25 protein-coding genes are annotated in these 24,762 nt (G+C 73.1%); 13 read left to right on the forward strand and 12 right to left on the reverse strand.

The genetic code is table 11. The features are described from left to right. Window positions 1-148: 148 nt before the first annotated feature. Complete coding sequence (locus ACZ6ZR_RS16460; protein WP_465642799.1) at window positions 149-1,417, forward strand: serine hydrolase domain-containing protein; 1,269 nt, start codon at window positions 149-151, stop codon at window positions 1,415-1,417. Window positions 1,418-1,497: 80 nt separating this feature from the next. Here ACZ6ZR_RS16460 and ACZ6ZR_RS16465 read toward each other — a convergent pair whose 3' ends face one another. The 3 genes from ACZ6ZR_RS16465 to ACZ6ZR_RS16475 form a co-directional block, all read right to left on the reverse strand. Next, window positions 1,498-2,580 (reverse strand): glycoside hydrolase family 19 protein, encoded by a 1,083-nt coding sequence (locus ACZ6ZR_RS16465; protein ID WP_465642800.1) that lies wholly within the window; start codon window positions 2,578-2,580, stop codon window positions 1,498-1,500. 280 nt (window positions 2,581-2,860) lie between these two features. Further along, the gene (locus ACZ6ZR_RS16470) at window positions 2,861-3,892 is read right to left on the reverse strand and encodes a hypothetical protein (protein WP_465642801.1); all 1,032 of its coding nucleotides are present in this window, start codon (window positions 3,890-3,892) and stop codon (window positions 2,861-2,863) included. Then, the gene (locus tag ACZ6ZR_RS16475) at window positions 3,889-5,127 is read right to left on the reverse strand and encodes an MFS transporter (RefSeq protein WP_465642802.1); all 1,239 of its coding nucleotides are present in this window, start codon (window positions 5,125-5,127) and stop codon (window positions 3,889-3,891) included. Before ACZ6ZR_RS16475 ends, ACZ6ZR_RS16470 begins: the two co-directional genes overlap by 4 nt. A 321-nt stretch (window positions 5,128-5,448) precedes the next feature. Here ACZ6ZR_RS16475 and ACZ6ZR_RS16480 point away from each other — a divergent pair, with 321 nt between their 5' ends. After that, window positions 5,449-6,936, forward strand: a complete 1,488-nt coding sequence (locus tag ACZ6ZR_RS16480; RefSeq protein ID WP_465642803.1) for a CBM96 family carbohydrate-binding protein — start codon at window positions 5,449-5,451, stop codon at window positions 6,934-6,936. Between the two features lie 58 nt (window positions 6,937-6,994). Here ACZ6ZR_RS16480 and ACZ6ZR_RS16485 read toward each other — a convergent pair whose 3' ends face one another. Continuing rightward, the gene (locus ACZ6ZR_RS16485) at window positions 6,995-7,396 is read right to left on the reverse strand and encodes an ACT domain-containing protein (RefSeq protein WP_465642804.1); all 402 of its coding nucleotides are present in this window, start codon (window positions 7,394-7,396) and stop codon (window positions 6,995-6,997) included. 192 nt (window positions 7,397-7,588) lie between these two features. Between ACZ6ZR_RS16485 and ACZ6ZR_RS16490 the strand changes: the two genes are divergently transcribed. Together ACZ6ZR_RS16490 and ACZ6ZR_RS16495 are read left to right on the forward strand one after the other, a co-directional pair. Next, window positions 7,589-8,362 (forward strand): hypothetical protein, encoded by a 774-nt coding sequence (locus tag ACZ6ZR_RS16490; protein WP_465642805.1) that lies wholly within the window; start codon window positions 7,589-7,591, stop codon window positions 8,360-8,362. An 85-nt stretch (window positions 8,363-8,447) separates the two neighbouring features. After that, window positions 8,448-8,948: a sigma-70 family RNA polymerase sigma factor gene (locus tag ACZ6ZR_RS16495; RefSeq protein ID WP_465642806.1), complete on the forward strand. Its 501-nt coding sequence runs from the start codon at window positions 8,448-8,450 to the stop codon at window positions 8,946-8,948. A 7-nt stretch (window positions 8,949-8,955) separates the two neighbouring features. On the opposite strand, the gene ACZ6ZR_RS16500 is transcribed toward ACZ6ZR_RS16495, so the two are convergent. Next, window positions 8,956-9,372: a hypothetical protein gene (locus ACZ6ZR_RS16500; protein WP_465642808.1), complete on the reverse strand. Its 417-nt coding sequence runs from the start codon at window positions 9,370-9,372 to the stop codon at window positions 8,956-8,958. 686 nt (window positions 9,373-10,058) lie between these two features. On the opposite strand from ACZ6ZR_RS16500, the gene ACZ6ZR_RS16505 reads away from it, so the two are divergent. After that, window positions 10,059-10,442 carry a PadR family transcriptional regulator gene (locus tag ACZ6ZR_RS16505; RefSeq protein WP_465642810.1) on the forward strand — a complete coding sequence of 128 codons (384 nt, stop codon included), beginning with the start codon at window positions 10,059-10,061 and terminating at the stop codon, window positions 10,440-10,442. A gap of 7 nt (window positions 10,443-10,449) precedes the next feature. Here ACZ6ZR_RS16505 and ACZ6ZR_RS16510 read toward each other — a convergent pair whose 3' ends face one another. Then, entirely contained in the window at window positions 10,450-10,680 is a 231-nt protein-coding gene (locus tag ACZ6ZR_RS16510) for a hypothetical protein (protein ID WP_465642812.1), read from the reverse strand. 363 nt (window positions 10,681-11,043) lie between these two features. On the opposite strand from ACZ6ZR_RS16510, the gene ACZ6ZR_RS16515 reads away from it, so the two are divergent. Further along, on the forward strand, window positions 11,044-11,745 hold the full coding sequence (locus ACZ6ZR_RS16515) for a bifunctional DNA primase/polymerase (protein WP_465642814.1): 702 nt from the start codon (window positions 11,044-11,046) through the stop codon (window positions 11,743-11,745). A gap of 97 nt (window positions 11,746-11,842) precedes the next feature. On the opposite strand, the gene map is transcribed toward ACZ6ZR_RS16515, so the two are convergent. Next, a complete protein-coding gene (gene map, locus ACZ6ZR_RS16520) occupies window positions 11,843-12,700 on the reverse strand; it encodes a type I methionyl aminopeptidase (RefSeq protein ID WP_465642816.1) in 858 nt (285 codons plus the stop codon). Window positions 12,701-12,794: 94 nt separating this feature from the next. Between map and ACZ6ZR_RS16525 the strand changes: the two genes are divergently transcribed. Further along, the gene (locus tag ACZ6ZR_RS16525) at window positions 12,795-13,022 is read left to right on the forward strand and encodes a hypothetical protein (protein WP_465642818.1); all 228 of its coding nucleotides are present in this window, start codon (window positions 12,795-12,797) and stop codon (window positions 13,020-13,022) included. A gap of 7 nt (window positions 13,023-13,029) precedes the next feature. Here the strand turns inward: ACZ6ZR_RS16525 and ACZ6ZR_RS16530 are convergent, their stop codons facing one another. Beyond that, a complete protein-coding gene (locus tag ACZ6ZR_RS16530) occupies window positions 13,030-14,355 on the reverse strand; it encodes an MFS transporter (protein ID WP_465642820.1) in 1,326 nt (441 codons plus the stop codon). Window positions 14,356-14,435: 80 nt separating this feature from the next. Next, window positions 14,436-15,035 carry a hypothetical protein gene (locus ACZ6ZR_RS16535; RefSeq protein WP_465642822.1) on the reverse strand — a complete coding sequence of 200 codons (600 nt, stop codon included), beginning with the start codon at window positions 15,033-15,035 and terminating at the stop codon, window positions 14,436-14,438. A 47-nt stretch (window positions 15,036-15,082) separates the two neighbouring features. Here ACZ6ZR_RS16535 and npdG point away from each other — a divergent pair, with 47 nt between their 5' ends. The 4 genes from npdG to ACZ6ZR_RS16555 all read left to right on the forward strand — a co-directional run bounded on the left by npdG (window position 15,083) and on the right by ACZ6ZR_RS16555 (window position 17,882). Continuing rightward, on the forward strand, window positions 15,083-15,781 hold the full coding sequence (gene npdG / locus ACZ6ZR_RS16540) for an NADPH-dependent F420 reductase (protein ID WP_465642824.1): 699 nt from the start codon (window positions 15,083-15,085) through the stop codon (window positions 15,779-15,781). Window positions 15,782-15,868: 87 nt separating this feature from the next. Continuing rightward, window positions 15,869-16,054, forward strand: a complete 186-nt coding sequence (locus tag ACZ6ZR_RS16545) for a hypothetical protein (RefSeq protein ID WP_465642826.1) — start codon at window positions 15,869-15,871, stop codon at window positions 16,052-16,054. Between the two features lie 65 nt (window positions 16,055-16,119). Then, window positions 16,120-16,785 carry a ThuA domain-containing protein gene (locus ACZ6ZR_RS16550; RefSeq protein ID WP_465642828.1) on the forward strand — a complete coding sequence of 222 codons (666 nt, stop codon included), beginning with the start codon at window positions 16,120-16,122 and terminating at the stop codon, window positions 16,783-16,785. Further along, window positions 16,782-17,882, forward strand: coding sequence for a Gfo/Idh/MocA family protein (locus tag ACZ6ZR_RS16555; protein ID WP_465642830.1), 1,101 nt, complete (start codon window positions 16,782-16,784; stop codon window positions 17,880-17,882). Before ACZ6ZR_RS16550 ends, ACZ6ZR_RS16555 begins: the two co-directional genes overlap by 4 nt. Here the strand turns inward: ACZ6ZR_RS16555 and ACZ6ZR_RS16560 are convergent. After that, a complete protein-coding gene (locus ACZ6ZR_RS16560; protein ID WP_465642832.1) occupies window positions 17,855-18,670 on the reverse strand; it encodes a site-2 protease family protein in 816 nt (271 codons plus the stop codon). The two genes, ACZ6ZR_RS16555 and ACZ6ZR_RS16560, sit on opposite strands and share 28 nt — an antisense overlap. A 171-nt stretch (window positions 18,671-18,841) precedes the next feature. Between ACZ6ZR_RS16560 and ACZ6ZR_RS16565 the strand changes: the two genes are divergently transcribed. Continuing rightward, window positions 18,842-22,171, forward strand: coding sequence for an AfsR/SARP family transcriptional regulator (locus ACZ6ZR_RS16565; protein WP_465642834.1), 3,330 nt, complete (start codon window positions 18,842-18,844; stop codon window positions 22,169-22,171). A gap of 27 nt (window positions 22,172-22,198) precedes the next feature. Here ACZ6ZR_RS16565 and ACZ6ZR_RS16570 read toward each other — a convergent pair whose 3' ends face one another. Beyond that, the gene (locus ACZ6ZR_RS16570; protein ID WP_465642836.1) at window positions 22,199-23,002 is read right to left on the reverse strand and encodes an ABC transporter permease; all 804 of its coding nucleotides are present in this window, start codon (window positions 23,000-23,002) and stop codon (window positions 22,199-22,201) included. Next, window positions 22,999-23,988, reverse strand: a complete 990-nt coding sequence (locus ACZ6ZR_RS16575) for an ATP-binding cassette domain-containing protein (RefSeq protein ID WP_465642838.1) — start codon at window positions 23,986-23,988, stop codon at window positions 22,999-23,001. Before ACZ6ZR_RS16575 ends, ACZ6ZR_RS16570 begins: the two co-directional genes overlap by 4 nt. Before the next feature lie 193 nt (window positions 23,989-24,181). On the opposite strand from ACZ6ZR_RS16575, the gene ACZ6ZR_RS16580 reads away from it, so the two are divergent. Continuing rightward, window positions 24,182-24,610: a hypothetical protein gene (locus ACZ6ZR_RS16580; RefSeq protein ID WP_465642840.1), complete on the forward strand. Its 429-nt coding sequence runs from the start codon at window positions 24,182-24,184 to the stop codon at window positions 24,608-24,610. The last annotated feature ends 152 nt before the right edge of the window (window positions 24,611-24,762 follow it).

Genomic DNA, 24,762 nt, shown 5'->3' on the forward strand with positions numbered 1-24,762 from the left:
GATCGGCTACCCCGCCGGGCGGAGGGCGGGTTCGCCCTGGGGGAGGAGCGGCACCGGACCTGAGGTGGAGGTGCGTACCCGGACCGCGCTGCGAGGGTGGGGGTGCCGGAAGGGACTCCGGCGGGTAGCGATCCGAGGGGACTGGGACATGGCCAAGGGACTGCGCGGGGCGGGGTTGCGGGCGGCGGCGGTGGCACTGGCCGCCGCGACGGTGGTCGGTGTGGTGGCACCGGTGGCGGGGGCGGCGGGCGCCTCCGAGGGGGCACGAGGGGTGGCGGTCACGGCGGAGGAGGCCCCGGGCACCCGGGTCGACCGGGCGGCGCTCGACCGGGCGCTGCGCGCGGTGGTGGCGGAGGGCGGCTCGACCGCCGGCCTCGGCCGGGTGGTGGAGAACGGCCGGACGGTCTGGCAGGGCGCGGCCGGGCAGGCCGACCTGGACCGCGGCACCCCCGCCCGGGCCGACGGCCGGTTCCGGATCGGCAGCGTGACCAAGACCTTCGTGGCCACCGTGCTGCTCCAGCTGGAGGCCGAGCGCCGGGTGGATCTGGACGCGCCGGTCGAGCGCTACCTGCCGGGCGCGGTGCCGAACGGGCGGAACATCACGGTCCGTCAGGTGCTCAACCACACCAGCGGGATCTTCAACTACACCGAGGACAAGGCCTTCTTCGACTTCGAGACCCCGGAGGCCACCCAGCGCTGGCTGGACCAGGGGCGCTGGACGCAGCACCGCCCGGCCGACCTGGTGAAGCTGGCCGTCGCGCACGAGCCGTACTTCGCGCCCGGCACCGACTGGCACTACTCCAACACCAACTACATCCTGGCCGGGATGATCGTCGAGAAGGTGACCGGCCACGGCTGGGAGTCCGAGGTGGAGCGCCGGATCGTCCGCCCGCTCGGCCTGAGCTCCACCAGCTTCCCGTCCACCTCCACCACCGTGCCCGGCGTCCACGCCAAGGGGTACCTGCAGCTGGCCGGCGGCGGCCGGGCCGACGTGACCCGGCTCAACCCGAGCATGGCGGGCGCGGCCGGGGCGGGCATCTCCACCACCGCCGACCTGGCGAAGTTCAACTCGGCGCTGCTGGGCGGGAGGTTGCTGCCCGCGGCCCAGCTGGCCGAGATGACCACGGTGACCCCGCAGTCGCTGAAGTACGTCCCGTACGGGCTGGGCCTGATGCGCGAGGACACCCCGTGCGGCCGGCTCTGGGGCCACGGCGGCGGCATCCCGGGCTACGGCACCCAGATCCTGGGCGAGTTGGGCGGCAAGCGCCAGCTCTCCTTCTCCTACAACCCGTTCGACAACGCCCGGGCCGAGGACGCGGCCCGGACGCTGACCGCGCTGCAGTCGCTGATGGCCTGCGGCACCGCCCCGGCGGCGGGGGAGGGCAAGTCGCTCTCCGCGACGGCGAAGCTGGGCTGAGCTGAATCGGGCTGAGCTGAATCGGGCTGGGCCGAGCCGGCGGGTGCGCCCACGGGGGTGCGCACCCGCCGGCCATCGGGTCAGCAGCTCAGGTTGGCGCCGGGGACGGTGCCGAGGATCTGCACGAAGTTCTGGTAGGCGTTGATCCGGCTCTGCACCTGGGCGGGGTTGCCGCCGTTGCACTCCAGCGAGCCGTTGATGGAGCGGATGGTCTCGCCGAAGCCGGCGCCGTTGACCATCGCGTTGTGCGGGGTCATGGTGCCGGGGCCGTTCTGGGTCATCCAGTACCAGATGCCGGTCTTCCAGGCGACGGCCGGGTCGGTCTGCACCAGGTTGGGGTTGTTCAGCAGGTTGATGCCGAGCGCGTCACCGGCGGCCTTGTAGTTGAAGTTCCAGCTCAGCTGGATCGGGCCGCGGCCGTAGTACGCGGCCTGGCCGGCCGGGCAGCCGTAGGGCTGGGTGGTGTCGCAGTAGTGCGGGTAGTTGGCGGTGTTCTGCTCGACCACGTAGACCAGGCCGCCGGTCTCGTGGTTGACGTTGGCCAGGAAGGCGGCGGCCTCCTGCTTGCGCACGGTGTCCGAGCCGGTGCCCGCGAAGGCCGGGTAGGCGCTCAGCGCGTTGACCAGGCCGGCGTAGGTGTAGAAGGAGTTCCGGCTCGGGAACATCTGGTTGAACTGGGCCTCGCTGACCGGGAATCCGCCCGGGTTGGACGTGGTGGTCGGCGTGGGCGTCGGGGTGGAGCCGCCGTTGCAGGCGAACGGGTCCCAGTACCAGGTGGAGATCACCGGGTCGTAGCCCGGGTTGTCGTGCTCGGCGATGTAGTACTTGCCGTCGGTGTACCGGACCACCGCGCCGGTGGTGTAGGTCTGGCCGGCCACCCAGGCCGGGTAGTTGCAGCTGCCGGTGGGGGTCGGCGTGGGGGTCGTGCCGCCACCCCCGCCGCAGACACCCTGGTCGGCCCAGACGCCGGAGCCGCCGGTGGACGGGGTCTCGCCCTGGGTCCACCACTTGGCGCCCCAGTTGTGGCCGTTGTACGAGGCGGTGGTGCCGCCGGTGTAGACGGCGGAGGCGCTGTACGGGGTGGCGCAGGTGGCGGCGGAGGCCGCCCCCGGCAGGAACACGGCCAGGCCGACCGCCACCGCGAGCGCGGCGAGCAGGGCCATGAGTCGGTTTGTCGACACTTCGTCTCCCCTGGGTGCGGTGGGGGAACCGCACGGGTCGAGGACGGGATCGTCCGGTGTGGGGGACCCGCGGATGTGGGGGCGCGGGCCGGTACGGGAACCGTACGGTGGACTGAACCGCATTGGTCTACACCTGTCAAGGGGGGCCGTTCGGTTCGGGTGCGCCCTGACCGGCGCCGCTGAAAGACCGTCAGGGTACGGACGGAGCGCGGGCGGAGGGTGTCGGCGCGGGGCGGATCGTGTCGGCGCAGGGCGGAGGGGGTCAGCGCAGCACCGACGGGGACTCCGCGCCGACCACCAGCAGCTCGCCCTGCCCCGAGCCGTCGGCCGGGACGGACCAGACCTCGGGATTGCCCGCGCCGTCGCGCACGGTGTAGGCCAGGGTGCGGTCGTCCAGCCAGGCCGCCTGGTCGTCCACGCTGCGGGCCTCGGCGGTGGCGGTCACCTTCATGGTGCCCAGGTCGAGCACCGAGAGCCGCCAGCCCTTGGCCGGATCGGCGTCCACCGCCTCCTTGAAGGCCAGCCGGGTGCCGTCGGGGGAGAGCGAGGGGCACTCCACGTTCTCCTTGACCGTGCGCACCGTGCGGGCGGCCAGGTCGCCCTCGACCAGGTGGCGCCTGCCGGCGGTGGAGAGGGTGGCGTAGAAGCGGTTGTCGTCGGCGGTGAAGGTGATGCCCCAGTAGTTGACGTCCGGTGACCGGTACGGCTTCCCGTCCCGGGTGATCGCGAACTCCTCCAGGGAGTCGACCAGTTGGCCGGTGCGGGTGTCGTAGACGCCGGTCCGGGTGGAGAAGCCGCCGCCGCTGTAGGAGTCCCCGCCGACGAAGGTGGTCCAGTTGACCATCCGTCCGCTGGCCGAGACCCGGGCCCGGCTGGGCAGGCCGGCGACCGGGACCGACCTGGTCTCCTTCAGGTCCCGGTCGAGCACCACCATCCGGTAGGACCACTGGTCGTCCGGGTGGGCGCAGACCCCGGTGCCGCCCGCCGCGTAGGACCGGACGCACTCCAACTCGCCCACCTGGCGCGGCCCGTCGGGCTCATCCGCCGCCACGGTGTTCAGGTGGCGGTCGCCGATCACCAGCAACTGCCGCCCGTCGGTGGTCAGTCGGAGCGGGACGGCGCCGGCCGGCCGCCCGGTGCCGGTCGCCCGGTCGCCGGCCGTCAGTCCGTAGCCGACCGCGACGGCCGCCAGCACGGCGGTCACCGCCACGAGCACGCCGACCCTGGTCCGGGTGCTCATCCCGGCGGAAACGGGGGCCGGGGCCGCGGCCTCGCGGGTGAACTCGGCGGTCACGGAGCTTCCTTGGTGGCGCCGGGCAGGCGGAACAGCAGGACGGCGGAGGCGACGATCGCCAGCGCGACCGCCCCGGCGGCGAACCGGGTGGCGGTGGCCGGGCCCCACAACTGCCAGGCCAGGCCGAAGAGCAGCGAGGAGACCAGGTAGGCCAGCGCCTGGCCGGTCTGGATCAGCGCGATCCCGGTGGTGCGCAGCCGCTCCGGCAGCACCGGCCCGGCCAGCGCCATCAGCACCCCGTCCGAGGCGGCGTAGAACAGGCCGTAGAGCGCGAGCGCCACGATCAGCAGCGGCGTTCCGCCGAGCGGGCCGAACAGCAGCAGGTAGACGGCGGCCAGGGCCAGATAGGCCGTCAGCAGCACCGGCAGCCGGCCGACCTTGTCGGCCAGCGCGCCCAGCGGCGCGGCCAGTACCAGGTAGGCCAGGTTGGTGCCGACCGCGAGCAGCGGGAACCAGCCGATCGCCAGGTCCTCGCGGCGCTGGAGCAGCAGGTAGACGAAGCCGTCCCCGACGGTGGCGGTGCCGAGCAGCACGGCGGCCAGCGTCAGCCGCCGCACCGGGGCCGCCGTCAGCAGTCCGCGCACGTCCAACTTCACCCGGACCGGCGGGAGTTCCTCGCGCTGGTCGCGGACGAAGAGCACCAGCACGACCACCCCGAGCACCGCGATGCAGCAGCTGGCGACGAAGACCGCGTCGAAGGACTGCCCGGCGGCGGCCAGCACCGCCATCGCCACCAGCGGGCCGAGGAAGGCGCCGAAGCTGTCCATCGCCCGGTGCACGCCGAAGGCCCGGCCGAGCGCCTCGGGCGGGGTGGAGAGGGTGATCAGGGCGTCCCGGGGCGCGGTGCGCAGACCCTTGCCGGCCCGGTCCACCGCCACCACCAGGCCGATGCCGGTGGCCGAGCGGCCGACCAGCAGCAGGCCGAGCTTGGCCACCGCGGAGAGCGCGTAGCCGGTGCCGGCCACCGCCTTGCGCTGCCGGAAGCGGTCCGCCGTCCAGCCGCCGGCCAGGCGTAGCAGGGCGGTCGCCCCGGTGTTCAGACCGTCGATCAGACCGTAGGCCAGCGGGCTGAGTTGGAGCCCGAGCACCAGGTACATCGGCAGCACGGCGGTGACCATCTCGGCCGACACGTCGGTGATCAGACTGACGCTGCCGAGCGCGAGCACGTTGGCGCCGACCTTGACTGCGGTCCGGCTCCCGTCGGAGCGGGGCCGCCCGATCGTGGACAGGTACACGGGGCTCCTCGGGGGCGGGGCGGGGGCGGGGCGTGGACAGGGGTGGAGGCAGGGGTGGGGCGGCGTGAATGCCTGGGCATGGACGGCTCATATCGTGCGGTCCGGCGCCCCGGGCGGACAACAGGGCCTCGGTAGCGGCTCGGCATGTGATGGGTGAACAGCCGGTGTACGGGTACGAGTTGACCGCGTACACCCCCTGATCCTCATGTCCCGCACGTGAGTTGTTCATCTGCACGTGCCGAGGGAGCCCGTCAGCCCCCCCAGGATTTCCCCGCCCGTGGCACGGGTCACGGGCCTCTCCCCCAGGAAAGGGACTCTCCGATGGGCAAGCGCCAATCCTGGCGAGCCGCGACCGCCGCCTCCGCGGCTCTGGTCACCACCGCGCTCGCCGCGACGCTCCTCACCGCGACCGCTCCCACCGCGGCGGCCGCGACCACCACCTTCACCCCGGTCGCCGACACCTACGTGCAGGACAGCACGCCGAGCACCAACTACGGCACCTCCACCCAGTTCGTGGCGGACAACTCGCCGGTGCGGCAGGCGTTCCTGAAGTTCACCGTCAGCGGGGTGACGGCCCCGGTCACCGGCGCCAGGCTCCGGATCCGCTCGATCAGCGGCAACAGCGGCGCCAGCAAGGGCGGCGTGTTCAAGTCGGTCTCCAACACCACCTGGAGCGAGACCGGCACCACCTGGAACAACAAGCCCGCCCAGGACGGCGCGACCCTGGCCACGCTGGGCGCGATCACCAAGGACACCTGGTACGAGGTCGACGTCACCACGGTGGTGAAGGGCAACGGCACCTTCAGCTTCGGTGTCAGCTCGACCAGTTCGGACGGCGCGTACTACGACACCCGGGAGAGCGGCGCCGACGCCCCGCAGCTGGTGCTCACCACCTCCGGCCCGAGCCCCTCGCCCTCGGCCTCGCCGTCCCCCTCGGCCAGCCCGTCGCCGTCGGCCAGCCCGTCGCCGTCCACCTCCCCGTCGGCCTCGCCCTCCCCGTCCCCCTCGCCCACCCAGCCCTCCGGTGACCCGGTGCTGGTCGGCGCGGGCGACATCGCGGACTCCGGTTCGGGCGACGCCGCGACCGCCGCGCTGCTGGACAAGATCCCCGGCACCGTCTTCACCGCCGGCGACAACGTCTACACCAACGGCACCACCTCGGAGTTCAACTCCTACTACGAGCCGACCTGGGGCCGCCACAAGGCGCGCACCCGCCCGGCCCCGGGGAACCACGACTACAACACCTCGGGCGCCACCGGCTACTACACCTACTTCGGTGCCAACGCCGGTGACCCGTCCAAGGGTTACTACTCCTACGACCTCGGCAACTGGCACGTGGTCGCGCTCAACTCCAACATCGCGATGTCGGCCGGCTCGGCCCAGGAGAGCTGGCTGCGCGGTGACCTGGCCGCCAGCGACAAGCCCTGCACGCTGGCCTACTGGCACCACCCGCTGTACACGTCCAGCTCCAGCCACGCGCCGTCCACCGCGACCCGCCCGCTCTACCAGGCGCTGTACGACTACAACGCAGAGGTGGTGGTCACCGGCCACAACCACACCTACGAGCGGTTCGCCCCGCAGGACGCCAACGGCAACCGGGACGACGCGCGCGGCCTGCGCAGCTTCGTCGCGGGCATGGGTGGCGCGAGCTTCTACGGCTTCGGCACCATCCAGAACAACAGCGAGGCCCGGAACGCCGACACCTGGGGCGTCCTGAAGTTCACCCTGCACGCGAACAGCTACGACTACGAGTTCGTCCCGCAGGCGGGCAAGACCTACAACGACAAGGGCACCGGCACCTGCCACTGACCCCTGGTCACCTCCGGGGCGCGGGATGCCAGTTCCCGCGCCCCGGGGCGCCGCCCGGTCAGCCCTGCTCGGCGGCCAGCTCCTCCAGCAGGCGCACCGCGCGCTCCGCGTCCGCGGCGCCGACGAACAGGTGGTCGTGGTGGAAACCGGCCACCACGTTGCAGCTGATGCCGTGTTCGGCGAGCCGGGTGGCGACCGCCGCCGTCAGGCCGACCGCCTCCAGCGCCGAGTGGATCCGCAGCGTGATCCAGGCCGCCACGTACTCGTAGCGCAGCCCGAGCGCGTCCGCCTCCTCCTGCGCCACCACCACGGTCGGCCCCTCCGCCTCGGCCACCGTCACCACCGGCCGCAGCCCCGCCGGGACCTTGGTCGGCAGCGTGCAGTAGACGTACCTCTCCGGGTGCAGCTCCGGGCTCATCCCGCTCAGCAACTTGCGCAGATCACTCTCACCGGCCGTCATGCCGCCACGCTAGCCGCCGCCCCGGCGGCACGGTGCGCCGCCGTGCCGGTCGGGGCCGGAGAACCAGGTGCGAGAATTCCGCGTCCTCATGTCACCGGAGGGGGCGGCCGACCCGTCCTGAGGGACAGAACCGCGTCCGAGCGGATCCGCATGGCCGGCGTGCGCAACGACGACAGAGAGCCAGCAACAGACATGAAGGACTTCCGTAAGGACCTGGACGAGGAGCTCTCCTCACTGGACGCGCCACCCCTCGGCGATCTGGTCGGCCAGGCGGTCCGGCAGGGGCGCCGGGCGCGGCGCCGCCGCACGCTCGGCGCGGTGGCCGGCTCGGCGCTGGCCGTGGCCGGGATGGCGTTCCTGCTCGGCGGCCCGCTGCGGCCGCACACCGGCGGCGCGGACACCGCGGTGGTGGCCGCGGCCGACCTGCCGAGCGCCACGCCGAGCCCGTCGCCGACGGTCCGTCAGCCCACCACCGGCGCGGCCCTGCTGGCCGCCGTGGTCGGCCTCGCGCCGGACGGTCTGCGGACGGCCGGCGGCTACGCGGCCCAGACCGAGGGCGTGGACGGGGCGACCGCGACCGGGGCCCAGGTCTACCTCACCGGTCCGTCCGGGACGGGCATGATCCGGGTCTTCATCGGCACGACCGAACCGGTGGTCTCCTGCTTCCAGCAGCAGAGCTGCCGCTTGGACGACCGGGGCCAGCAGGTCATGGTCGACCACATGCGGGGCAACTGCGTCCAGGACACCGTGGTGACCTCCCGTCACCACGACGGCACCACGGTGCAGGTGAACGTGGCCAGCTGCCTGGCCTGGAACGAGGCCACGGGCAACCAGCCCGCCGCCCCGGCGCTCACCGAGAAGCAGGCCGTGGCCCTGGCCGGTGATCCGGCCCTGTCGGTCTGGATGACCGCGGACGAAGGCCTCAAGGCCAAGGCCGCCCACCCCGACCTGCCCCGGATCTCCTGACCCGATCCGGACCGCCGCGGCCCCGCCCGGGGCCGCGGCACCACCGTCACCGAGACCTGCACAGCACCACCCTGGGGGCCGAGAAGTGCGCAACGAAGCCGAGTTCGTCAGTTTCGCGGAGGGCAGCACGCTGCGCCTGCGCCAGCTGGCCTACCTGATGTGCCGCGACTGGCACCTCGCCCAGGACCTCACCCAGACCACCCTCACCAAGATGTACCTGGCCTGGCCCCGCCTCACCCGCCGGGACAGCGACCCCTTCCACTACGCCCGCAAGGTGCTGCTCAACGCCCTGCTCGACCACAAACGCCTGCGCAGCAGCACCGAACTCACGGTGGACCGCTTCCCCGACCGCCCCACCACCCCCGACACCACCGCCGTCCGTCTGGCCCTCCTCGACGCCCTCGCCCTCCTCTCCCCCCGCGACCGCGCCATAGTCCTCCTCCGCCACTGGGAGGACCACAGCGTCGAGACCACCGCCGAGATCCTCGGCATCAGCACCTCCATCGTGAAGTCCCAGACCACCCGCGCCCTCGCCACCCTCCGCACCCACCTCGGCGAAGAACGCCTCGCCCTCTTCGCCGCCTGACGGACACTCAGCCGTCCGCAGCCGGCGGGTGGGCCCCGTACCAGGGTCTGATGCGCAGGTAGCGCTCCTTCATGACCGGCCCGAGATGTGCCTCGATCCCGTAGCCCGGGCGCCCCGGGAAGGGGAGGTTGTACAGGAAGCCGGTCACGATCACCTCGATCGCCCCGGGTACGCACCGCCGGGTCTCCTCCTCCAGGAAGGCCAGGACCTGCCGCCAGTCGGGCCCGTCCGGCTCCCCTTCCCCCAGGTATGAGCGCACGGTGTCCTGAACGACGTCCCAGAAGAATACGTACGAGAGCACCTCGTGCTCGTTGCAGAGGTGGCACTCGTAGGCGTCGTCGAACCCGGGGACCCGGGCCACCAGGTCCTCCACCAGCCGCACTCCGGCGGCGTCCTTCTCGTCGATCGTGTCCTCGGCCGTCATGAGCGGGAACGCTAGCGCGCTGCTCGCCGAGCCGCTGCTGCGCCCAGCGGAGCTGGACCGATTGCCACCGAAGTTGGACCGAACGCAGGTCGTGACAGCGAAGTTGGATCGCACCAGGTCAGAGCAGCGCGTCTGGGTCGTGCACCGTCGCCGAAGACTGGGCAGCACGCCGGCGGTCGGCGCTCTCATCGAAGTTCGACCAGTCTCAACGGAGTTCGACCGCCCGGCAGGCCAGCCCGAGACACCCAGGCGCAGTGCCGAAGACGCCACCAGGATTCGGCCATTCGCTGCCAACCTTGATCCAACTTCACTGTCACGAACCGTGCTCGATCCGACTTCAGTGGCACGCCGTCCAAGTTCGCTGTCACACAACAGTCGCGGAGGGATGCTCGGCCGTTGACGAGCGATAGTTGGCGATATATCGTCGAAGTATCGGGATGGCTCGATGACAACGTCGACGAAAGTGAGTGATCACCATGCGTGGGAATGGATACGACAGGGGAGAGGGCCGTCGCCGTGAGCGGCGGGAGGGGTTCGGTGGGTTCGGTGGTGGGCGGTCCGGAGGGCCGTTCGGGCATGGGGGTGGGGGTCGGCCCGGGGGGCCGTTCGGGCATGGGCGGCGTGGGGGGAGGGCTCGGCGGGGGGATGTGCGGGCCTCGTTGTTGGCGCTGCTGCGGGAGCGGCCGATGCACGGCTACGAGATGATCACCGAGATCGGTGAGCGCTCGGGCGGGGCGTGGCGGCCGAGCCCGGGGTCGGTGTACCCGACGCTCCAGTTGCTGGAGGAGGAGGGGCTGATCGTGGGCAGCGAGGCCTCCGGCAAGCGGCTGTTCGAGCTGACCGAGCAGGGCCGCACCGAGGCCGAGGCCGGGGCGCCGAACCCGTGGGAGCAGGCCGGCCGGGGGGCGGACTGGGAGGCGGTGCAGGAGGTCGGGCAGGCGCTCGGGGCGGTGGAGCAGGCGATCCGTCAGGTGATGGCCACCGGGACGGAGGAGCAGCGGTCCAAGGGCCTGACGGTGCTCACCGAGGCCCGCAAGAAGCTCTACCTGATCCTGGCCGAGGAGGCGTGACGGCCCGTCAGTCCCCGAGGGCGGCCGAGGGGTCCTGGTACTCGTAGACCCAGCGCCAGCGGCCCTTGGGGTCGTACTCCTTGGCGCGCCGGTAGACCAGCGTGACGGCAGGGGTGTCCCCGTGTGCGGGGACCGGGACCTTGTAGACCTTGGGGACGTTGCTGAACGGCGTCAGCCCGACGGGGATGTTCCGACCGTCCAGGGGGCCGCCGACGAAGGGGGTGTCCGCGCTCTTCACGCAGCTCAGCCTACGGGGCGGCGCCCGGTGTGACGGTTCGGTGGAGGTGTCAGGAAGCCGGCGTGACGGGTGGTGTGACCAGCGCAGCACCGCCCACGGTCCGAACGGCCCCCCCGACACCCTTATCCTGCTCTGTACGCCCCTGGGAATTCCCTGGTACGCGGGCCCCGTCGGGGCCCGCTTCGAACCGTGCCCCGGGCGACTCGGCCGTCCGGCGACACCGGCTCCGGCCCACGGCGAAGCTGCCGGACCGACCGTGCCCCGGGGAAGCAACGGGGTGGGCTCCGGCGTTGCGTCGGGTGTTTGCGTCGGTCGCTGTGTCACACCAGGCACGGCAGCTACAGCAGGTGTGGAAGGGGTCCGATGGAAGCCAGCAGCAGGTGGACGGCCTGGTGGCAGCGGCGTGACCGCGAGCGGACCGGGCCGGGTACGGGGGGCGATCCGGCCGGCAGGCTGGACTTGCTGCTCAAGGCGGTGCGGGCGGGTTTCCCGTTGGCGCCGGCCGCGCATCCGGCGGGGCATCGATGTTCGTGCGACCGGGTCGGCTGTCCGGCTCCGGCCCAGCACCCGGTCTCGTTCGCCTGGCAGACCCAGGCCACCGTGGACCCGGAGCAGCTGGCCCGCTGGCTCTCCCGGGACCCGCAGGCCAACTTCGTCACCGCCACGGGCCGCGCCCACGACGTGCTGGACGTCCCGGCCGAGGCCGGCCGGCTGGCCCTGGAGCGCCTGGAGGCGCTCGGGGTGCACGGTCCGGTGGCCGCCGTCGGCGAGGACAGGTACCTGTTCTTCACCGCCACCCGGGGCACCCCGGTGGACGAGGACGAGTGGTGGCCGAGCGTGCTGGACAGCACTCCTGACACCATGTCGGACCACCCTGGCCTGCGCTGGCACTGCCGCGGCTCCTACACCCTGCTGCCCCCGGCCTCGCTGCCGGACGGCTCCCAGGTGCGCTGGCTGCGCGGCCCCGAGCTGCCGCTGCCGGACGCGCTGCGGGTGCTGGACGTGCTCACCGACGCCTGCACCGAGGTCGGCGCGGTGGCCCAGGAGCAGTGGCTGATCGGCTGACGCGGAGTCAGCGGAGTCAGCGGACGCAGCGGAAGCACGAGAACGGCGGACGGGCCCGAGGCCCGTCCGCCGTTCGTCGTCCGCGGGTGCGGCCGCGTCAGAAACCCTCGCCCGGGAGGGTGAGGATCTCGGCGCCGTCGGCGGTGACCACCAGGGTGTGCTCGAACTGGGCGGTGCGCTTGCGGTCCTTGGTGACCACCGTCCAGCCGTCCTCCCAGATCTCGTAGTCGTAGGTGCCCAGGGTGAGCATCGGCTCGATGGTGAAGGTCATCCCGGGCTTGATCACCTCGGTGGCCCGCTCGCTGTCGTAGTGCGGGACGATCAGGCCGGAGTGGAACGAGGTGTTGATGCCGTGGCCGGTGAAGTCACGGACCACGCCGTAGTCGAAGCGCTTCGCGTAGGACTCGATCACCCGGCCGATCACGTTGATCTGACGGCCCGGCTTGACCGCCTTGATCGCCCGGTCGAGCGACTCGCGGGTGCGCTCGACCAGCAGGCGGGACTCCTCGTCCACGTCGCCGCAGAGGTAGGTGGCGTTCAGGTCACCGTGCACGCCGTGGATGAAGGCGGTGGCGTCGATGTTGACGATGTCGCCGTCCTGGAGCACGGTCGAGTCCGGGATGCCGTGGCAGATGACCTCGTTGACCGAGGTGCAGACCGACTTCGGGAAGCCCCGGTACCCCAGGTCGGACGGGTAGGCGTCGTGGTCGCACATGTACTCGTGCGCCACCGCGTCCAGCTGGTCGGTGGTCACCCCGGGGGCGATCAGCTTGGCCGCCTCGGCCATCGCCTCCGCCGCGATCCGCCCGGCGATCCGCATCTTCTCGACCGTCTCGGCGGTCTGCACCTCGGGGCCGGTGTACGGGGCCGGCTTCGGCTTGCCGACGTACTCCGGGCGCGGGATGTGCGCCGGGACCTTGCGGGTGGGGGACTGGATGCCGGGTACGAGAGCCATGGCCGGAGTCTATCGGCCGGGGATCATCCGGCTCGGCAGTGCGTGCGAAGCCGCCCGATGGGAAATGATCACTGCACGAGACCAGGAGGAACACATGGCGTTCGGACGGAGCAAGCCCACCGGGAAGCCCGGTGAGTGGTTCTACTGCATCAAGCACGGCAAGGTCGAGGAGGGCCCGGAGTGCCCGGCCAAGGACCGCCTCGGCCCGTACGCCACCCGCGAGGAGGCGGCGCACGCGCTGGAGACGGCGGCCGAGCGGAACCGGGAGTGGAAGAACGACCCGGCGTGGAACGACACCCCCGAGGGGGAGCAGGAGAAGTGACGTGCCGTCAGGCCGCCAGCGCGTCGCGCTCGGCGGCCTGCGCCGCGTGCTGGGCCCGGACGGCCGCCACGTGCTCGTCGGTGCGGTCGTCGTAGCGCAGCAGCCGCGGCACCGCCGCGGTGAGCGCGACCACGCCGACCACGCAGGCCAGTCCGCCGGCCCAGACCGAGCCGCGGACGCCGATCGCGGTGGCCATCCCGCCGGCCCGGGCCTGGCCCAGCTGGGGGCCGACCGAGTAGCTGAGCAGCTCCACCCCGGCGAGGCGGCCGCGGAACTCGTCCGGGATGGACTGGTTCCAGATCGTGGACCGGGCCACGCCGCTGACCTGGTCGGCGCCGCCGGCCAGGGCCAGGCAGAGCAGCACCAGCCAGACGTTGCCGACCAGGCCGGCCAGGGCGATGGAGACGCCCCAGCCGAGTGCGGCGAAGACCAGCATCCGGCCGTGCCGGTGTACGTGCGAGGTCCACCCGCCGGTCGCCGAGACCACCAGCGCACCGGCGGCGGTGGCCCCGTACATCAGGCCGAGCGCCCAGTCGGCCCGCAGGTCGGAGGCCCAGAAGGCGTAGATGGCGACCGGGAAGGCGAACAGCATCGCCACGGTGTCGATCACGTAGGTGGAGAGCAGGTCCTTGCGGCCCCAGGCGTACTTGATGCCGTTGGCGATGGCGCTCAGCGAGGGCTTCTCGGCGCCGGTGGACGGCGGCACCGCCCGGATTCGGTGGAGCAGCACCAGCGAGACCGCGAAGGTGATCACGTCCAGCGCGTACGCGGTCTCCACCCCCGCGACCGCGACGATCACCCCGGCCAGCGCCGGGCCGGCCACCGAGGCGGCGTTGCGGTAGAGCGAGAGCAGGGTGAAGGCGGCGGTCAGCTGGTCGTGCGGGACGATCCGCGGGGTCATCGAGTCCAGGGCCGGCCGCTGCAGGCCGTCCGCGGCCGCGACCAGGGCGGCCACCACGTAGACCGGCCAGAGCACCGGGTTCGGCAGCAGCGCGTTCAGCAGCAGCAGGCCGGAGAGCAGCAGCAGGCCGACCTCCGAGCCGAGCACCAGCTTGCGCCGGTCCAGCGCGTCGGCGAGGGCACCGCCCCAGAGACCGAAGACGATGAGCGGGACCAGCTCGACCGCGCCGATCAGGCCGACCGCGACCGGGGAGTTGGTCAGGTGCTTGATCTGCAGCGGCAGCGCGACGTAGGTCAGGAAGCTGCCGAAGGACGAGACGCACCCGGCGCTCCAGAGCAGCCGGAAGTCCCGGGAGGAGCGCCACGGGGTCAGGTCGGGGCGCATCCGCTGCCAGATGGACGGGGGAGGAGCGTCAGGGGGTTCGGAAGTCACGTTGAGCCATGCTGCGACGGTGCGTTTCCGCGGGGCAAGCGATTTTCGGCCGCCCCGGGTGGATCGGCCCGCGGGTCGGACTACCAGCGGGAGAGCGGGGAGCCCGCCAGCCGCTCGGCCAGCCGGGCCAGCCGCCCGAGCCGGGAGGGCGGCCCGGCGGCGGAACTGACGAGGTGTTGGACGAGTTCGAACGGACCCTCGGTCTCCTCCGGTGGGGCCTGACGGGCGGCCGGGACGGTCAGCCGCTCGTGCGCCAGGCCGGCGAGCCCGTCGTCCCCGCCGTCCAGCGCCAGCACGGTGGCCCCGCCCCGGCGGGCGTCCCGGACCCGCTCCAGCAGCGGCGCCCCGGCCTCCGCCGGGGCCACCAGCAGGACGGTGGCCCCGCGCCGGGCCTCCGTCAACCGCCGCAGCCCGTGCGCCAGATGGGCCGGGGCCTGCGGCTCGACCCGGTGCCGCAGCAGGGTCGGCGCCAGACCGGGCAGGCCGGTCAGCGAGGCCTCCTCCTCCAGATGGGCGGCCAGGTGCCAGGGCTCGTACGCCGCGGTGCCGACCAGCAGCAGGCCGGAGGCGGTGCGCCGGCCGGTGGCCCGGCGCAGCGTCCCGGCGAACTCCCCGGCCTCCTCGACCCAGCCCGTCCCGGCCAGGGCGGCCCGGAGTGCCGAAACTCTCATCGCGTCCATGGACCGTCAGCATGGAGAGGAGGCACCGGGTTTGGCAGGATTCCGGCATGACTTCCCACGATTCAGTGAACCCGCCCGTCGGTGCCCCGGCCCTGCCCGACGTCTCCGGCCTGGTGGTCGGTGTCCTCGGCGGCACCGGCGACCAGGGCCGCGGCCTGGCCTACCGGCTGGCCCGGGCCGGCCAGCAGGTGGTGATCGGCTCGCGCACCGCCGAGCGGGCCGAGGCCGCGGCGGCCGAGACCGGCTACGGCGTGCGCGGCGCGGACAACGCGACCTGCGCCCGGGAGAGCGACATCGTGATCGTCGCGGTGCCGTGGGACGGCCACGCCGCCACCCTCGCCGAGCTCGGCGCCGAGCTGGCCGGGAAGATCGTGGTGGACTGCGTCAACCCGCTCGGCTTCGACAAGCAGGGCGCGTACGCGCTCAAGGTCGAGGAGGGCAGCGCCGCCCAGCAGGCAGCCGCGCTGCTCCCCGGCTCCCGGGTCACCGCCGCCTTCCACCACCTCTCCGCCGTGCTGCTCCAGGACCGCGAGGTCGAGCGGATCGACACCGACGTCCTGGTCCTCGGCGACGACCGCGAGGCCACCGACCTGGTCCAGGCCCTGGCCTCGCTGATCCCCGGCATGCGCGGCATCTTCGCCGGCCGCCTGCGCAACGCCCACCAGGTCGAGGGCCTGGTCGCCAACCTCATCTCGGTGAACCGCCGCTACAAGGCCCACGCCGGCCTGCGCGTCACCGACGTCTGACCGGCCCTCGGCACCCGTGGCCGGGAGCGCTCGGGCCGTCGGCGAGAATGGACGGCGTCCCGAGTCCCGGCCGAGGAGTTCCGCGTCATGCCCCGTAATGCCCTGTATGCGTCGATCGTGTTCGTGCTGGCGGTGTGCGCCGCGGTGGTGTCGTTCGTGCAGGGGACCTGGCTGGGGGTCGTCTGGGTGCTGATGGCCGGGGTGTCCAGCAACATCGCCTGGTACTACCTGCGCCGGGCGAAGGTGGAGAAGGCCGCCGCCGAACAGGGCTGAGCGGCCCCTGTTCGAATCCGCTGTGCCATGTAACATTTCACTGTTGCGGCGGCCAGGGAGGGCGAATGGCACGGACGGGTCGGACGGCGTTGGTGGTACGGGGAGGCTGGGCCGGGCACGAGCCGGTCGCGGCCTCGGACCGGTACGCGGAGCGGCTGGAGCGGGACGGGTACCGGGTGACCGTCTCGGACACCCTGGACAGCTACCTGGACGCGGAGCTGCTGGCCGGCACCGACCTGGTGGTGCAGTGCTGGACCATGGGCGCGATCACCGACGCGCAGGCCGCCGGGCTGACGGCCGCCGTGCGGGCGGGCACCGGGCTGGCCGGGTGGCACGGCGGGATCGTGGACGCCTTCCGGGACTGCGCCGAGTACCAGCTGATGACGGGCGGTCAGTTCGTCTACCACCCCCGGGAGCACGTCCGCTACCTGGTCACGCCGGTCGGGGAGCACCCGGCCACGGCCGGGGTCGCGCCCTTCGAGCTGACCAGCGAGCAGTACTACCTGCACCTCGACCCGGCGGTGGTCCCACTCGCGGTCACCGAGTTCACCGCCGACCCGGACCACCCCGAGCTGGCCGGCGTCACGATGCCGGTCGCCTGGGCCCGGAGCTGGGGCGCGGGGCGGGTCTTCGTCACCGTGCTCGGGCACGCCCTGGCCGACCTGGCGCACCCGCAGGCAGACCTGATGCTGCGTCAGGGCATGGACTGGGCCGCCCGGGGTGCCGAGTGAGCGCCCCGCTGCGGGTCGGGGTGGTCGGGGCCGGGAAGATCAGCGCGGTCTACCTGGACACGCTGACCCGGCAGCCGGAGACCACCGTCACCGCCGTCGCCGACCTGGACCCGGCCCGGGCCGCGGCCGCCGCCGGACGGGCCGGCGCGCGGGCCACCACCCTGGCGGAGCTCTGCGCCGCCGAGGACGTCGACCTGGTGCTCAACCTGACCGTGCCCGCCGCGCACGCCGAGGTCGCGCTGCTCGCGATCGCCGGCGGCAAGCACGTCTACGGCGAGAAGCCGCTAGCCGCCACCACCGCCGAGGCCCGTACGGTGCTGGCCGCCGCCGAGGCCGCCGGGGTCCGGGTCGGCTGCGCGCCGGACACCGTGCTCGGCACCGGCACCCAGACCGCCCGGGCGCTGCTGGACGCGGGGGAGATCGGCACCCCGTTCGCCGCGACCGCCTTCATGACCACCCCGGGGCACGAACTCTGGCACCCGGACCCGGAGTTCTACTACCGCCCGGGCGGCGGCCCGCTGTACGACATGGGCCCGTACCACCTGAGCGCGCTGGTCACCCTGCTCGGCCCGGTCCGCCGGGTCACCGGGCTGGCCGCCACCCCGCGCCCCGAGCGGGCGGTGGCCACCGGGCCGAGGGCCGGGGCGCGCTTCCGCAGCGAGGTGCCGACCCACGTCACCGGGCTGCTGGAGCACCACGGCGGGGCGGTCACGACGCTGGTGATGAGCTTCGAGGTCTGGGCCGCCCGGCTGCCGCACGTCGAGGTGTACGGCACGGCCGGCTCGCTCTCCGTCCCGGACCCGAACGACTTCGACGGCCCGGTCGCCCTGCACCGCGCCGGAGCCGAGGCCTGGGAGCCGGTCGCCCCGCCGGCCGGCCGGCCCGGCGCGGCGCGCGGCCTCGGGGTCGCCGACCTGGCCCGCGCCCTGGCGGCCGGCACCCCGCACCGGGCCTCGGCCGATCTCGCCCTGCACGTCCTGGACGTGATGGAGTGTCTGACCGCCGCGGCCGCCACCGGCTCACCCGTCGAGGTGACGAGCACCTGCGAGCGGCCGGCGGCGGTGGAGCCTCAGGACTTCCAGAAGCGGAACAGGTAGTCGCCCAGCGCCGCGTAGTTCGGGTCGACGCCGAACAGGCCCATCACGCCGTCCACCACGCCGAAGAACCAGGAGTTCACCTCCGGCTGCCAGAGCAGCAGGAAGACCGCCAGCATGCCGTACGGGGCGATCTGCGAGAGGCTGCGCCGGGTCTGGTACGAGAGCCAGGGCTCGATGATGCCGTAGCCGTCCAGGCCCGGCACCGGCAGCAGGTTCAGCAGCGCGGCGCTGACCTGGAGCATGCCCAGGAAGCCTAGCGCCCCGGCCAGCGGGGAGACGTTCAGCTCACGGCCCATCACCTCGGCGTGCACCGAGGGGTCGTCCAGCCAGCCCGCGCCCAGCGGGATCAGCAGGGCGGCCGCGCAGACCACGTTCACCAGCGGCCCGGCGGCGGAGATCAGACTGTGCTTCAGCCGGCCGCTGATCCGGTGCCGTTCGATGTAGACCGCGCCGCCGGGCAGGCCGATGCCGCCGAGGATCACGAAGACCACCGGCAGGACGAAGCTCAGCAGGACGTTGGCGTACTTGAGCGGGTTGAGGGTGAGGTAGCCCTTGGAGCCGATCGAGATGTCGCCGCCGTGCAGCGCGGTGCGGGCGTGCGCGTACTCGTGCAGGCAGAGCGAGACCATCCAGCCCGCGACCACGAAGAGGAACACCCCGAACCGGGCGCTGCCGTAACCGGTGGCGACCGCCCAGCCGGCGGTGCCCAGGGTGGCCAGCAGGACCCAGAACACCGGGCTGATCCGGCGCTCCTCGCGGCGTGAACGCTGGGCTTCGGCGAAGGTCATGACGGGCTGGCTCCGATGCGGGACGGGTACGGAAGGGGCGGGTGTGACGGTCGATCATGCCGGGCCGGTCCGGGGCCCCACAAGGCGTGACAGGTGAACGGACCGTCATCCCCGACGGTTCCGAAGGATATTCGTACCTGAGAGCGGCCCGGCGTCCCCGAGAATGGCCGGGTGCACTACGCCATCCTCGGAACCACCACGGCCCGCCGCGACGACGGCACCCCCGTGCCCCTCGGCGGGGCCCGGCTGCGCGCGCTGCTCACCGCCCTGGTGCTGCGCCAGGGCCGTCCCGTCCCGGCCGACCTGCTGGTGGACGAGGTCTGGGGCGCCGATCCGCCGCAGGACTCGGCCGCCGCGCTGCAGACCCTGGTCGGACGCCTGCGCCGCACCGTCGGCCGGGAGGAGATCGGCTCCGGCCCCGCCGGGTACTGGACCACCGCCGCCAAGGCCAACGACCTGGCCGACTTCCAGCGGCTCACCGCCGAGGGCCGGGCGGCCGTGGCGGCGGGGGACTTCCCGCGCGCGGCCGAGCGGCTCTCCGCCGGCCTGGCGCTCTGGCGCGGCCCGGCGCTGGCCGACCTGCCCGACCGCGGCGGCACCGCCACCCGGCTGGAGGCGGAGCGCGACGAGGCCCGCCGGGACCGGATCGCTGCCGAGCTGGAGCTCGGCCGGGCGGCCGAGCTGACCGCCGAGCTGGCCGAACTCTGCGACGCCCGTCCGCTCGACGAGCCGCTGGCCGCGCTGCTGGTCCGCGCGCTGCGGGCCACCGGCCGCACCGCCGAGGCGCTCCAGCGCTACGAGCTGGTCCGCCGCGAGCTGGCCGAGCAGCTGGGCGCCGACCCGGGCGAGGCGCTGCGCGCCCTGCACCGCGAACTGCTGGACGGCCAGCCCGCCCCGCCCCCGGCGGCGGCCCCGGCCGCAGCCGCACCGCCGCGCCGGACCCAGGGGAACCTGCGCCGCCGGCTGACCAGCTTCGTCGGCCGCGACGACGACCTGACCGCCCTGAAGGGCGCCCTGACGGCGGGTCGGCTGACCACCCTGATCGGCCCGGGCGGCTCCGGCAAGACCAGGCTCTCGCTGGAGGCCGCGCTCGCCGAGCAGGCCGACGGCGGCTGGCCGGACGGCGTCTGGCTGGCCGAGCTGGCCCCGCTGGAGGACCCGGCCGCGGTGCCCGGCGCGGTGCTCTCCGCGCTCGGCCTGCGCGAGACGGTGCTGCACTCCGGCGGCGCCGTCGGCGAGGCCGCCCGCACCTACGACCCGGTCCGCCGGATCGTCGAGCACTGCGCCCAGCACCGGATGCTGCTGGTGCTGGACAACTGCGAGCACCTGGTCCAGGCCGCCGCCGAGCTGGCCGACCAGCTGCTGGCCGAGTGCCCGGAGCTGACCGTGCTGGCCACCAGCCGGGAGCCGCTCGGGGTGCCCGGCGAGGTGCTGCTGCCGGTCGAACCGCTGCCCGGCCAGGTCGCGCTGCGGCTGCTGGCCGAGCGCGGCGCGGCCGCCCGCCCCGGCTTCGACCCGGCCGAGGACCCGGCCGCCTGCGCCGAGATCTGCCGCCGCCTGGACGGCCTGCCGCTGGCCATCGAGCTGGCCGCGGCCCGGCTGCGCGGCCTGACCCCGCGTCAGCTGGCCGACCGGCTGGACAGCCGCTTCGCCCTGCTGACGGCCGGTTCGCGGACCCTGCTGCCGCGTCAGCAGACCCTGCGCGCGGTGGTGGACTGGAGCTGGGACCTGCTGGGCAAGCGCGAGCGCGCGGTGCTGCGCCGGCTCTCGGTGTTCGCCGGCGGCTGCACCCTGGAGGCGGCCGAGGAGGTCTGCTCCGACGACACCGAGGTGCCCCGGGAGGAGGTCGCCGACCTGCTGCTCTCGCTGGTCGACAAGTCCCTGCTGGTGGCCGGACTGGGGGAGCGGCCCCGGTACCGGATGCTGGAGACCATCCTGGAGTACGCGGGCGAGCGGCTGGCCGAGGCCGGCGAGCCCGAGGTGGCGGTGCGTCACATCCGCTACCACCGCGAGCTGGTGCGCCTCGCCGACCGCGACATCCACGGCCCCGGGCAGCTGACGGTGCTCCAGCTGCTGGAGCGCGAGCAGGACAACGTCCGGGCCGCGATCCGCCGGGCGGTGGACCGGGGCGAGGAGCAGGAGGCGCTGCTCCTGGTGCTCGGCATGGGCTGGTACTGGCAGATGCGGGACTACCGGGCCGAGGCCACCGCCTGGTACGACGAGGTCTGCGGGCTCGGCCCCGACCCGTTCGCCGACGACGCCCCGGCGGCGGTGCCGCTGCTGGAGGGGCCGCTGGAGCGCCCGCTGCCGATGGCGCCGGAGATGGTGGCGGAGGCCCGCCGCCAGGTGCACCTCCACCGCCTGATCGCGGCCTTCGCGGGCGGCATGGAGCGGGAGGACCAGGCCGTCCAGGTGGCCCGGGCCCAGCGGATCATGGATGCCTACGGCCCCGAGCTGCCGCAGTCCTACCGCTTCCCGTCGCTGATGCGGGTGTTCGCCTCCTTCCTGACCGGCCGGATGGACAACATGAAGGACCTGCTGGACGAGGCGGTGGCGGGCGCCCGGGTGCACGGCACCGAGACCGACCTGGCCTTCCTGCTGCAGATCCGGGCCCGCACCCTGAACGACTGGGTGGGCGGGCTGCCGCAGGCGGTGGTGGACGCCAACGAGGCGCTGGAGATCTTCACCCGGCTCGGCGACCGCTGGGGCCGCTCGGAGGCGCTGGCCGCCCAGGCCGAGGCGATGGGCAACGACGGCGACGCGGCCGGGGCGGCCCGGACGTACCGTCAGTCGATCGGGCTGGCCGAGGAGTTGGGCGCGTACCACGAGGTGCCGATGCTCAAGGTGCGGCTCGGCGAGGCGCTGATGCAGACCGACCCCGAGGAGGGCGAGCGGATCGTCCGCGCGGCGCTGGCCGAGGTGGAGCAGGCCGGGGCCCAGAGCGCGGACGGCGCGCAGCTGTTCGGGCGGTTGGTGCTCTGCGGGCTGCTCAGCCGGCGGGGCGAGCACGCCGAGGCGCTGGCTGAGCTGGACTACCTGACGGAGCACCAGCAGCTGCTCGGGCCGCTGGTGCCCGGGGTCTTCACCGGTCTGGTGCTCTGCATCCGCAGCTGGGTGGTGGCCCGGTCCGGCGATCCGGAGGGCGCGCTGGCCGTGCTCCAGCAGGGCCGGCACCGGATGCGGGACGTGCCCGGGATGGCCGGGGTGTTCGCCGACCACATGACGGTGCTGCTGATCCCGTCCTTCGTCGGCACCCTGCTGGCGGTCGGCGAGCACCGGGGCGACCGCGCGCTGGTCCGCTTCTCCGCCGTGCTGCTCGGCTCGCACGACGCCCTGCACGGACCGCGCGGCACCTTCATCGAACGGGAGGAACGCGAGAAGGCCCACGCCGGGGCGCGGGCCCTGCTCGGTCAGGAGGAGTACGACGCGGCCCTCGCGGAGGGCGCGGCGCTCGGCCTCCCCGGCACCGGCGAACTGCTCGACCTGGTGCGGGACTTCTAGTGCCGGGCACGGCACTAGCCGCTGCGGTCAGGTCCGCTTGCGGAAGCGGGCCACCGCCAGCGGGGCGGTGACCGCGGTGACCACGACCGACCAGACCACGACCACGGTCACCGAGTGGGTGAGCGCGCCGCCGTTGATCAGGTTGCGGCAGGCGTCGGCCAGCGCCGAGAGCGGGTTGTACTTGGTGAAGGCCTGCAGCCAGCCCGGCATGGTGTCGGTCGGGGCGAAGATCGAGCTGCCGAACTGGAGCGGCATGATCACCAGCATCGAGACGCCCTGCACCGCCTGGGCGCTGCGCAGCGCCATGCCCAGCAGCATCGAGATCCAGATGATCGAGGTGCCGAACAGCAGCGAGAGGCCGACCGCGCCGAGCAGCGGCAGGAAGCCGGTGGTCAGCTTCAGCCCGAGGATCATCGCGAAGACGATCAGGATGGTGAAGGAGACCAGGGCCCGCATCAGCTCGGCCGCGATCTTGGCCAGCAGCACCGAGGCCCGGCCGATCGGCAGGGTGCGGAAGCGGTCCATCACGCCGGTCTGGAAGTCGCTGTTCAGACCGGTGCCGACGGCCATCGCCAGGTTCAGCCCGGTGGTGCCGAGCAGGCCGGGGATCAGCCACTGGATGTACTGGTCCTGGCCGCCGGCCACCGCGCCGCCGAAGACGTAGGTGAACAGCAGGGTGAAGATGATCGGCACGAACAGCGCGTCGATCATCGACTCGGGGTCGGCCTTGATCCGCATCAGGTTGCGGCGGGTCAGCGCGCCGACGTGGCGCAGCGCGGCGGCGGGGGAGGTGCGGGCCGGGGCGGCCGGGTTCAGGGTGGCGGCGCTCATGCCACGGGCTCCTTGTCACGGACGGTCTGGGTGGGGACGGTGTCCTGCGGCTTGCCGGTGATGGTGAGGAAGACCTCGTCCAGGGTGGGCAGCTTGGTGTCGATGCCGGCGATCGCGAAGCCGCGCGCGGCGAGCACGCCGACCACGGTGGTGAGCTGCTCGTCGTCGGTCAGCTGGACCGAGAGCAGGCCGGTGTCCTCGGAGAGGGTGACGTACGGCAGGCCGGCCTCGCCCAGGGAGCGGGCCATCTCCGGCAGTTCGGCCGGGTGGAGCGGGCGGACCTGGAGGGTGCGGCCGCCGACCTGGGCCTTGAGCTCGGAGACCGCGCCGTTGGCGATCACCTTGCCCCGGTCGATCACGGTCAGCTCGTGGGCGAGCTGCTCGGCCTCCTCCATGTACTGGGTGGTGAGCAGGACGGTGGAGCCCTCCCGGACCATCCGCTGCACCTCGTCCCAGACCTCGTTGCGGGTGCGCGGGTCCAGGCCGGTGGTGGGCTCGTCCAGGTAGAGCACCTTGGGGTGGCCGATCATCGAGGCGGCCAGGTCGAGGCGGCGGCGCATGCCGCCGGAGTAGGTCTTGGCGGGGCGCTTGGCGGCGTCGGTGAGCGAGAAGCGCTCCAGCAGTTCGGCGGCCCGCGCCTTGGCCTGCTTGCCCGACAGGTCGAGCAGCCGGCCGATCAGGTAGAGGTTCTCGTAGCCGGAGAGCAGCTCGTCCACCGAGGCGTACTGGCCGGTCAGGCCGATGGTGCGGCGCAGCTCGTTCTGCTGGGTCAGTACGTCGTAGCCGCCGACGTACGCGGTGCCGGCGTCCGGCTTGATCAGGGTGGAGAGGATGCGGACCAGGGTGGTCTTGCCGGCCCCGTTCGGGCCGAGCACGCCGAGCACGGTGCCCTGACGGACGGTCAGGTCCACGCCGTCCAGGGCCTTGGTCTCTCCGTAGTGCTTGACGATGCCGCGCACCTCGACGGCGTTCTCGATTCGGGTCATGGCAGCAGCCTGTCGGCCCCGGCTGTCACCTCGCTGTCAGCCCGCTGTCGCCCCTGTCGGACCGCCGTCACCGTCATCGGATGATCGCCATCCGTTAAATCTGACGAAGTCTCAGATTCACGGGTATAGTGAAATATCACATTGCAGCAGCACATGGCGTGGGGCCATGTGCGCTGTCGAGGGAGGGACTTCCATGTTCCGCAAGATGCTCGTCGCCGCCGGTGCCGCCGGCCTCGCCCTGGCCGCCACCCCGGCCCAGGCCGCCACCACCGTCACCACCTGCGGCAACTACGGCCTTCAGTCGGGCCTCTACACCAAGGTCTGTGCCGACGTCACCGGCGGCCAGGTCGCGCTCTACGGCCAGATCTCGCTCGCGGGCCCGCCGAGCCCGGGCTACCCGATCCAGCCCAAGGACCTCGTCGTCAACCTGAACGGCAACGTCGTGGGCGGCGCCTCGATCGGCTCCTACCAGGGCTACCGCACCTTCTACGCCTCCACCATCAAGGTCGACGGCGTCAACGGCACCGTGCCCTGCGGCTCCACGGTGCACGCCTCCTTCTCGGTCTCCTCGTTCGGCTGGTACAACACTCCGGTGACCCTGGACGTGCCGGTCAGCTGCTGATGACCCGTCAGTGAACGACGGAGGAGCGGGGCCCCGGCCCCGGCGCCCCGCCCCCCCCGGTGTGGGGACCCCGGCGTGGTGGGGGGGGGCGGCGCCCGGGACGGGGCCCCCCCCCCCCCCGCGGCGCCCACCCCGGGGGCGGGACCCCCCGC

It is taken from the genome of Kitasatospora sp. NPDC088742, assembly GCF_055584905.1.

What these genes read in the sequence shown, in the direction of transcription:
- ACZ6ZR_RS16460 (WP_465642799.1), top strand. Translation starts at nt 149, where the DNA reads ATGGCCAAGGGACTGCGCGGGGCGGGGTTGCGGGCGGCGGCGGTGGCA.
- ACZ6ZR_RS16465 (WP_465642800.1), bottom strand. Translation starts at nt 2,580, where the DNA reads ATGGCCCTGCTCGCCGCGCTCGCGGTGGCGGTCGGCCTGGCCGTGTTC.
- ACZ6ZR_RS16480 (WP_465642803.1), top strand. Translation starts at nt 5,449, where the DNA reads ATGGGCAAGCGCCAATCCTGGCGAGCCGCGACCGCCGCCTCCGCGGCT.
- ACZ6ZR_RS16485 (WP_465642804.1), bottom strand. Translation starts at nt 7,396, where the DNA reads ATGACGGCCGGTGAGAGTGATCTGCGCAAGTTGCTGAGCGGGATGAGC.
- ACZ6ZR_RS16490 (WP_465642805.1), top strand. Translation starts at nt 7,589, where the DNA reads ATGAAGGACTTCCGTAAGGACCTGGACGAGGAGCTCTCCTCACTGGAC.
- ACZ6ZR_RS16500 (WP_465642808.1), bottom strand. Translation starts at nt 9,372, where the DNA reads ATGACGGCCGAGGACACGATCGACGAGAAGGACGCCGCCGGAGTGCGG.
- ACZ6ZR_RS16505 (WP_465642810.1), top strand. Translation starts at nt 10,059, where the DNA reads ATGCACGGCTACGAGATGATCACCGAGATCGGTGAGCGCTCGGGCGGG.
- ACZ6ZR_RS16515 (WP_465642814.1), top strand. Translation starts at nt 11,044, where the DNA reads ATGGAAGCCAGCAGCAGGTGGACGGCCTGGTGGCAGCGGCGTGACCGC.
- map (WP_465642816.1), bottom strand. Translation starts at nt 12,700, where the DNA reads ATGGCTCTCGTACCCGGCATCCAGTCCCCCACCCGCAAGGTCCCGGCG.
- ACZ6ZR_RS16525 (WP_465642818.1), top strand. Translation starts at nt 12,795, where the DNA reads ATGGCGTTCGGACGGAGCAAGCCCACCGGGAAGCCCGGTGAGTGGTTC.
- ACZ6ZR_RS16535 (WP_465642822.1), bottom strand. Translation starts at nt 15,035, where the DNA reads ATGGACGCGATGAGAGTTTCGGCACTCCGGGCCGCCCTGGCCGGGACG.
- npdG (WP_465642824.1), top strand. Translation starts at nt 15,083, where the DNA reads ATGACTTCCCACGATTCAGTGAACCCGCCCGTCGGTGCCCCGGCCCTG.
- ACZ6ZR_RS16545 (WP_465642826.1), top strand. Translation starts at nt 15,869, where the DNA reads ATGCCCCGTAATGCCCTGTATGCGTCGATCGTGTTCGTGCTGGCGGTG.
- ACZ6ZR_RS16550 (WP_465642828.1), top strand. Translation starts at nt 16,120, where the DNA reads ATGGCACGGACGGGTCGGACGGCGTTGGTGGTACGGGGAGGCTGGGCC.
- ACZ6ZR_RS16560 (WP_465642832.1), bottom strand. Translation starts at nt 18,670, where the DNA reads ATGACCTTCGCCGAAGCCCAGCGTTCACGCCGCGAGGAGCGCCGGATC.
- ACZ6ZR_RS16570 (WP_465642836.1), bottom strand. Translation starts at nt 23,002, where the DNA reads ATGAGCGCCGCCACCCTGAACCCGGCCGCCCCGGCCCGCACCTCCCCC.
- ACZ6ZR_RS16575 (WP_465642838.1), bottom strand. Translation starts at nt 23,988, where the DNA reads ATGACCCGAATCGAGAACGCCGTCGAGGTGCGCGGCATCGTCAAGCAC.
- ACZ6ZR_RS16580 (WP_465642840.1), top strand. Translation starts at nt 24,182, where the DNA reads ATGTTCCGCAAGATGCTCGTCGCCGCCGGTGCCGCCGGCCTCGCCCTG.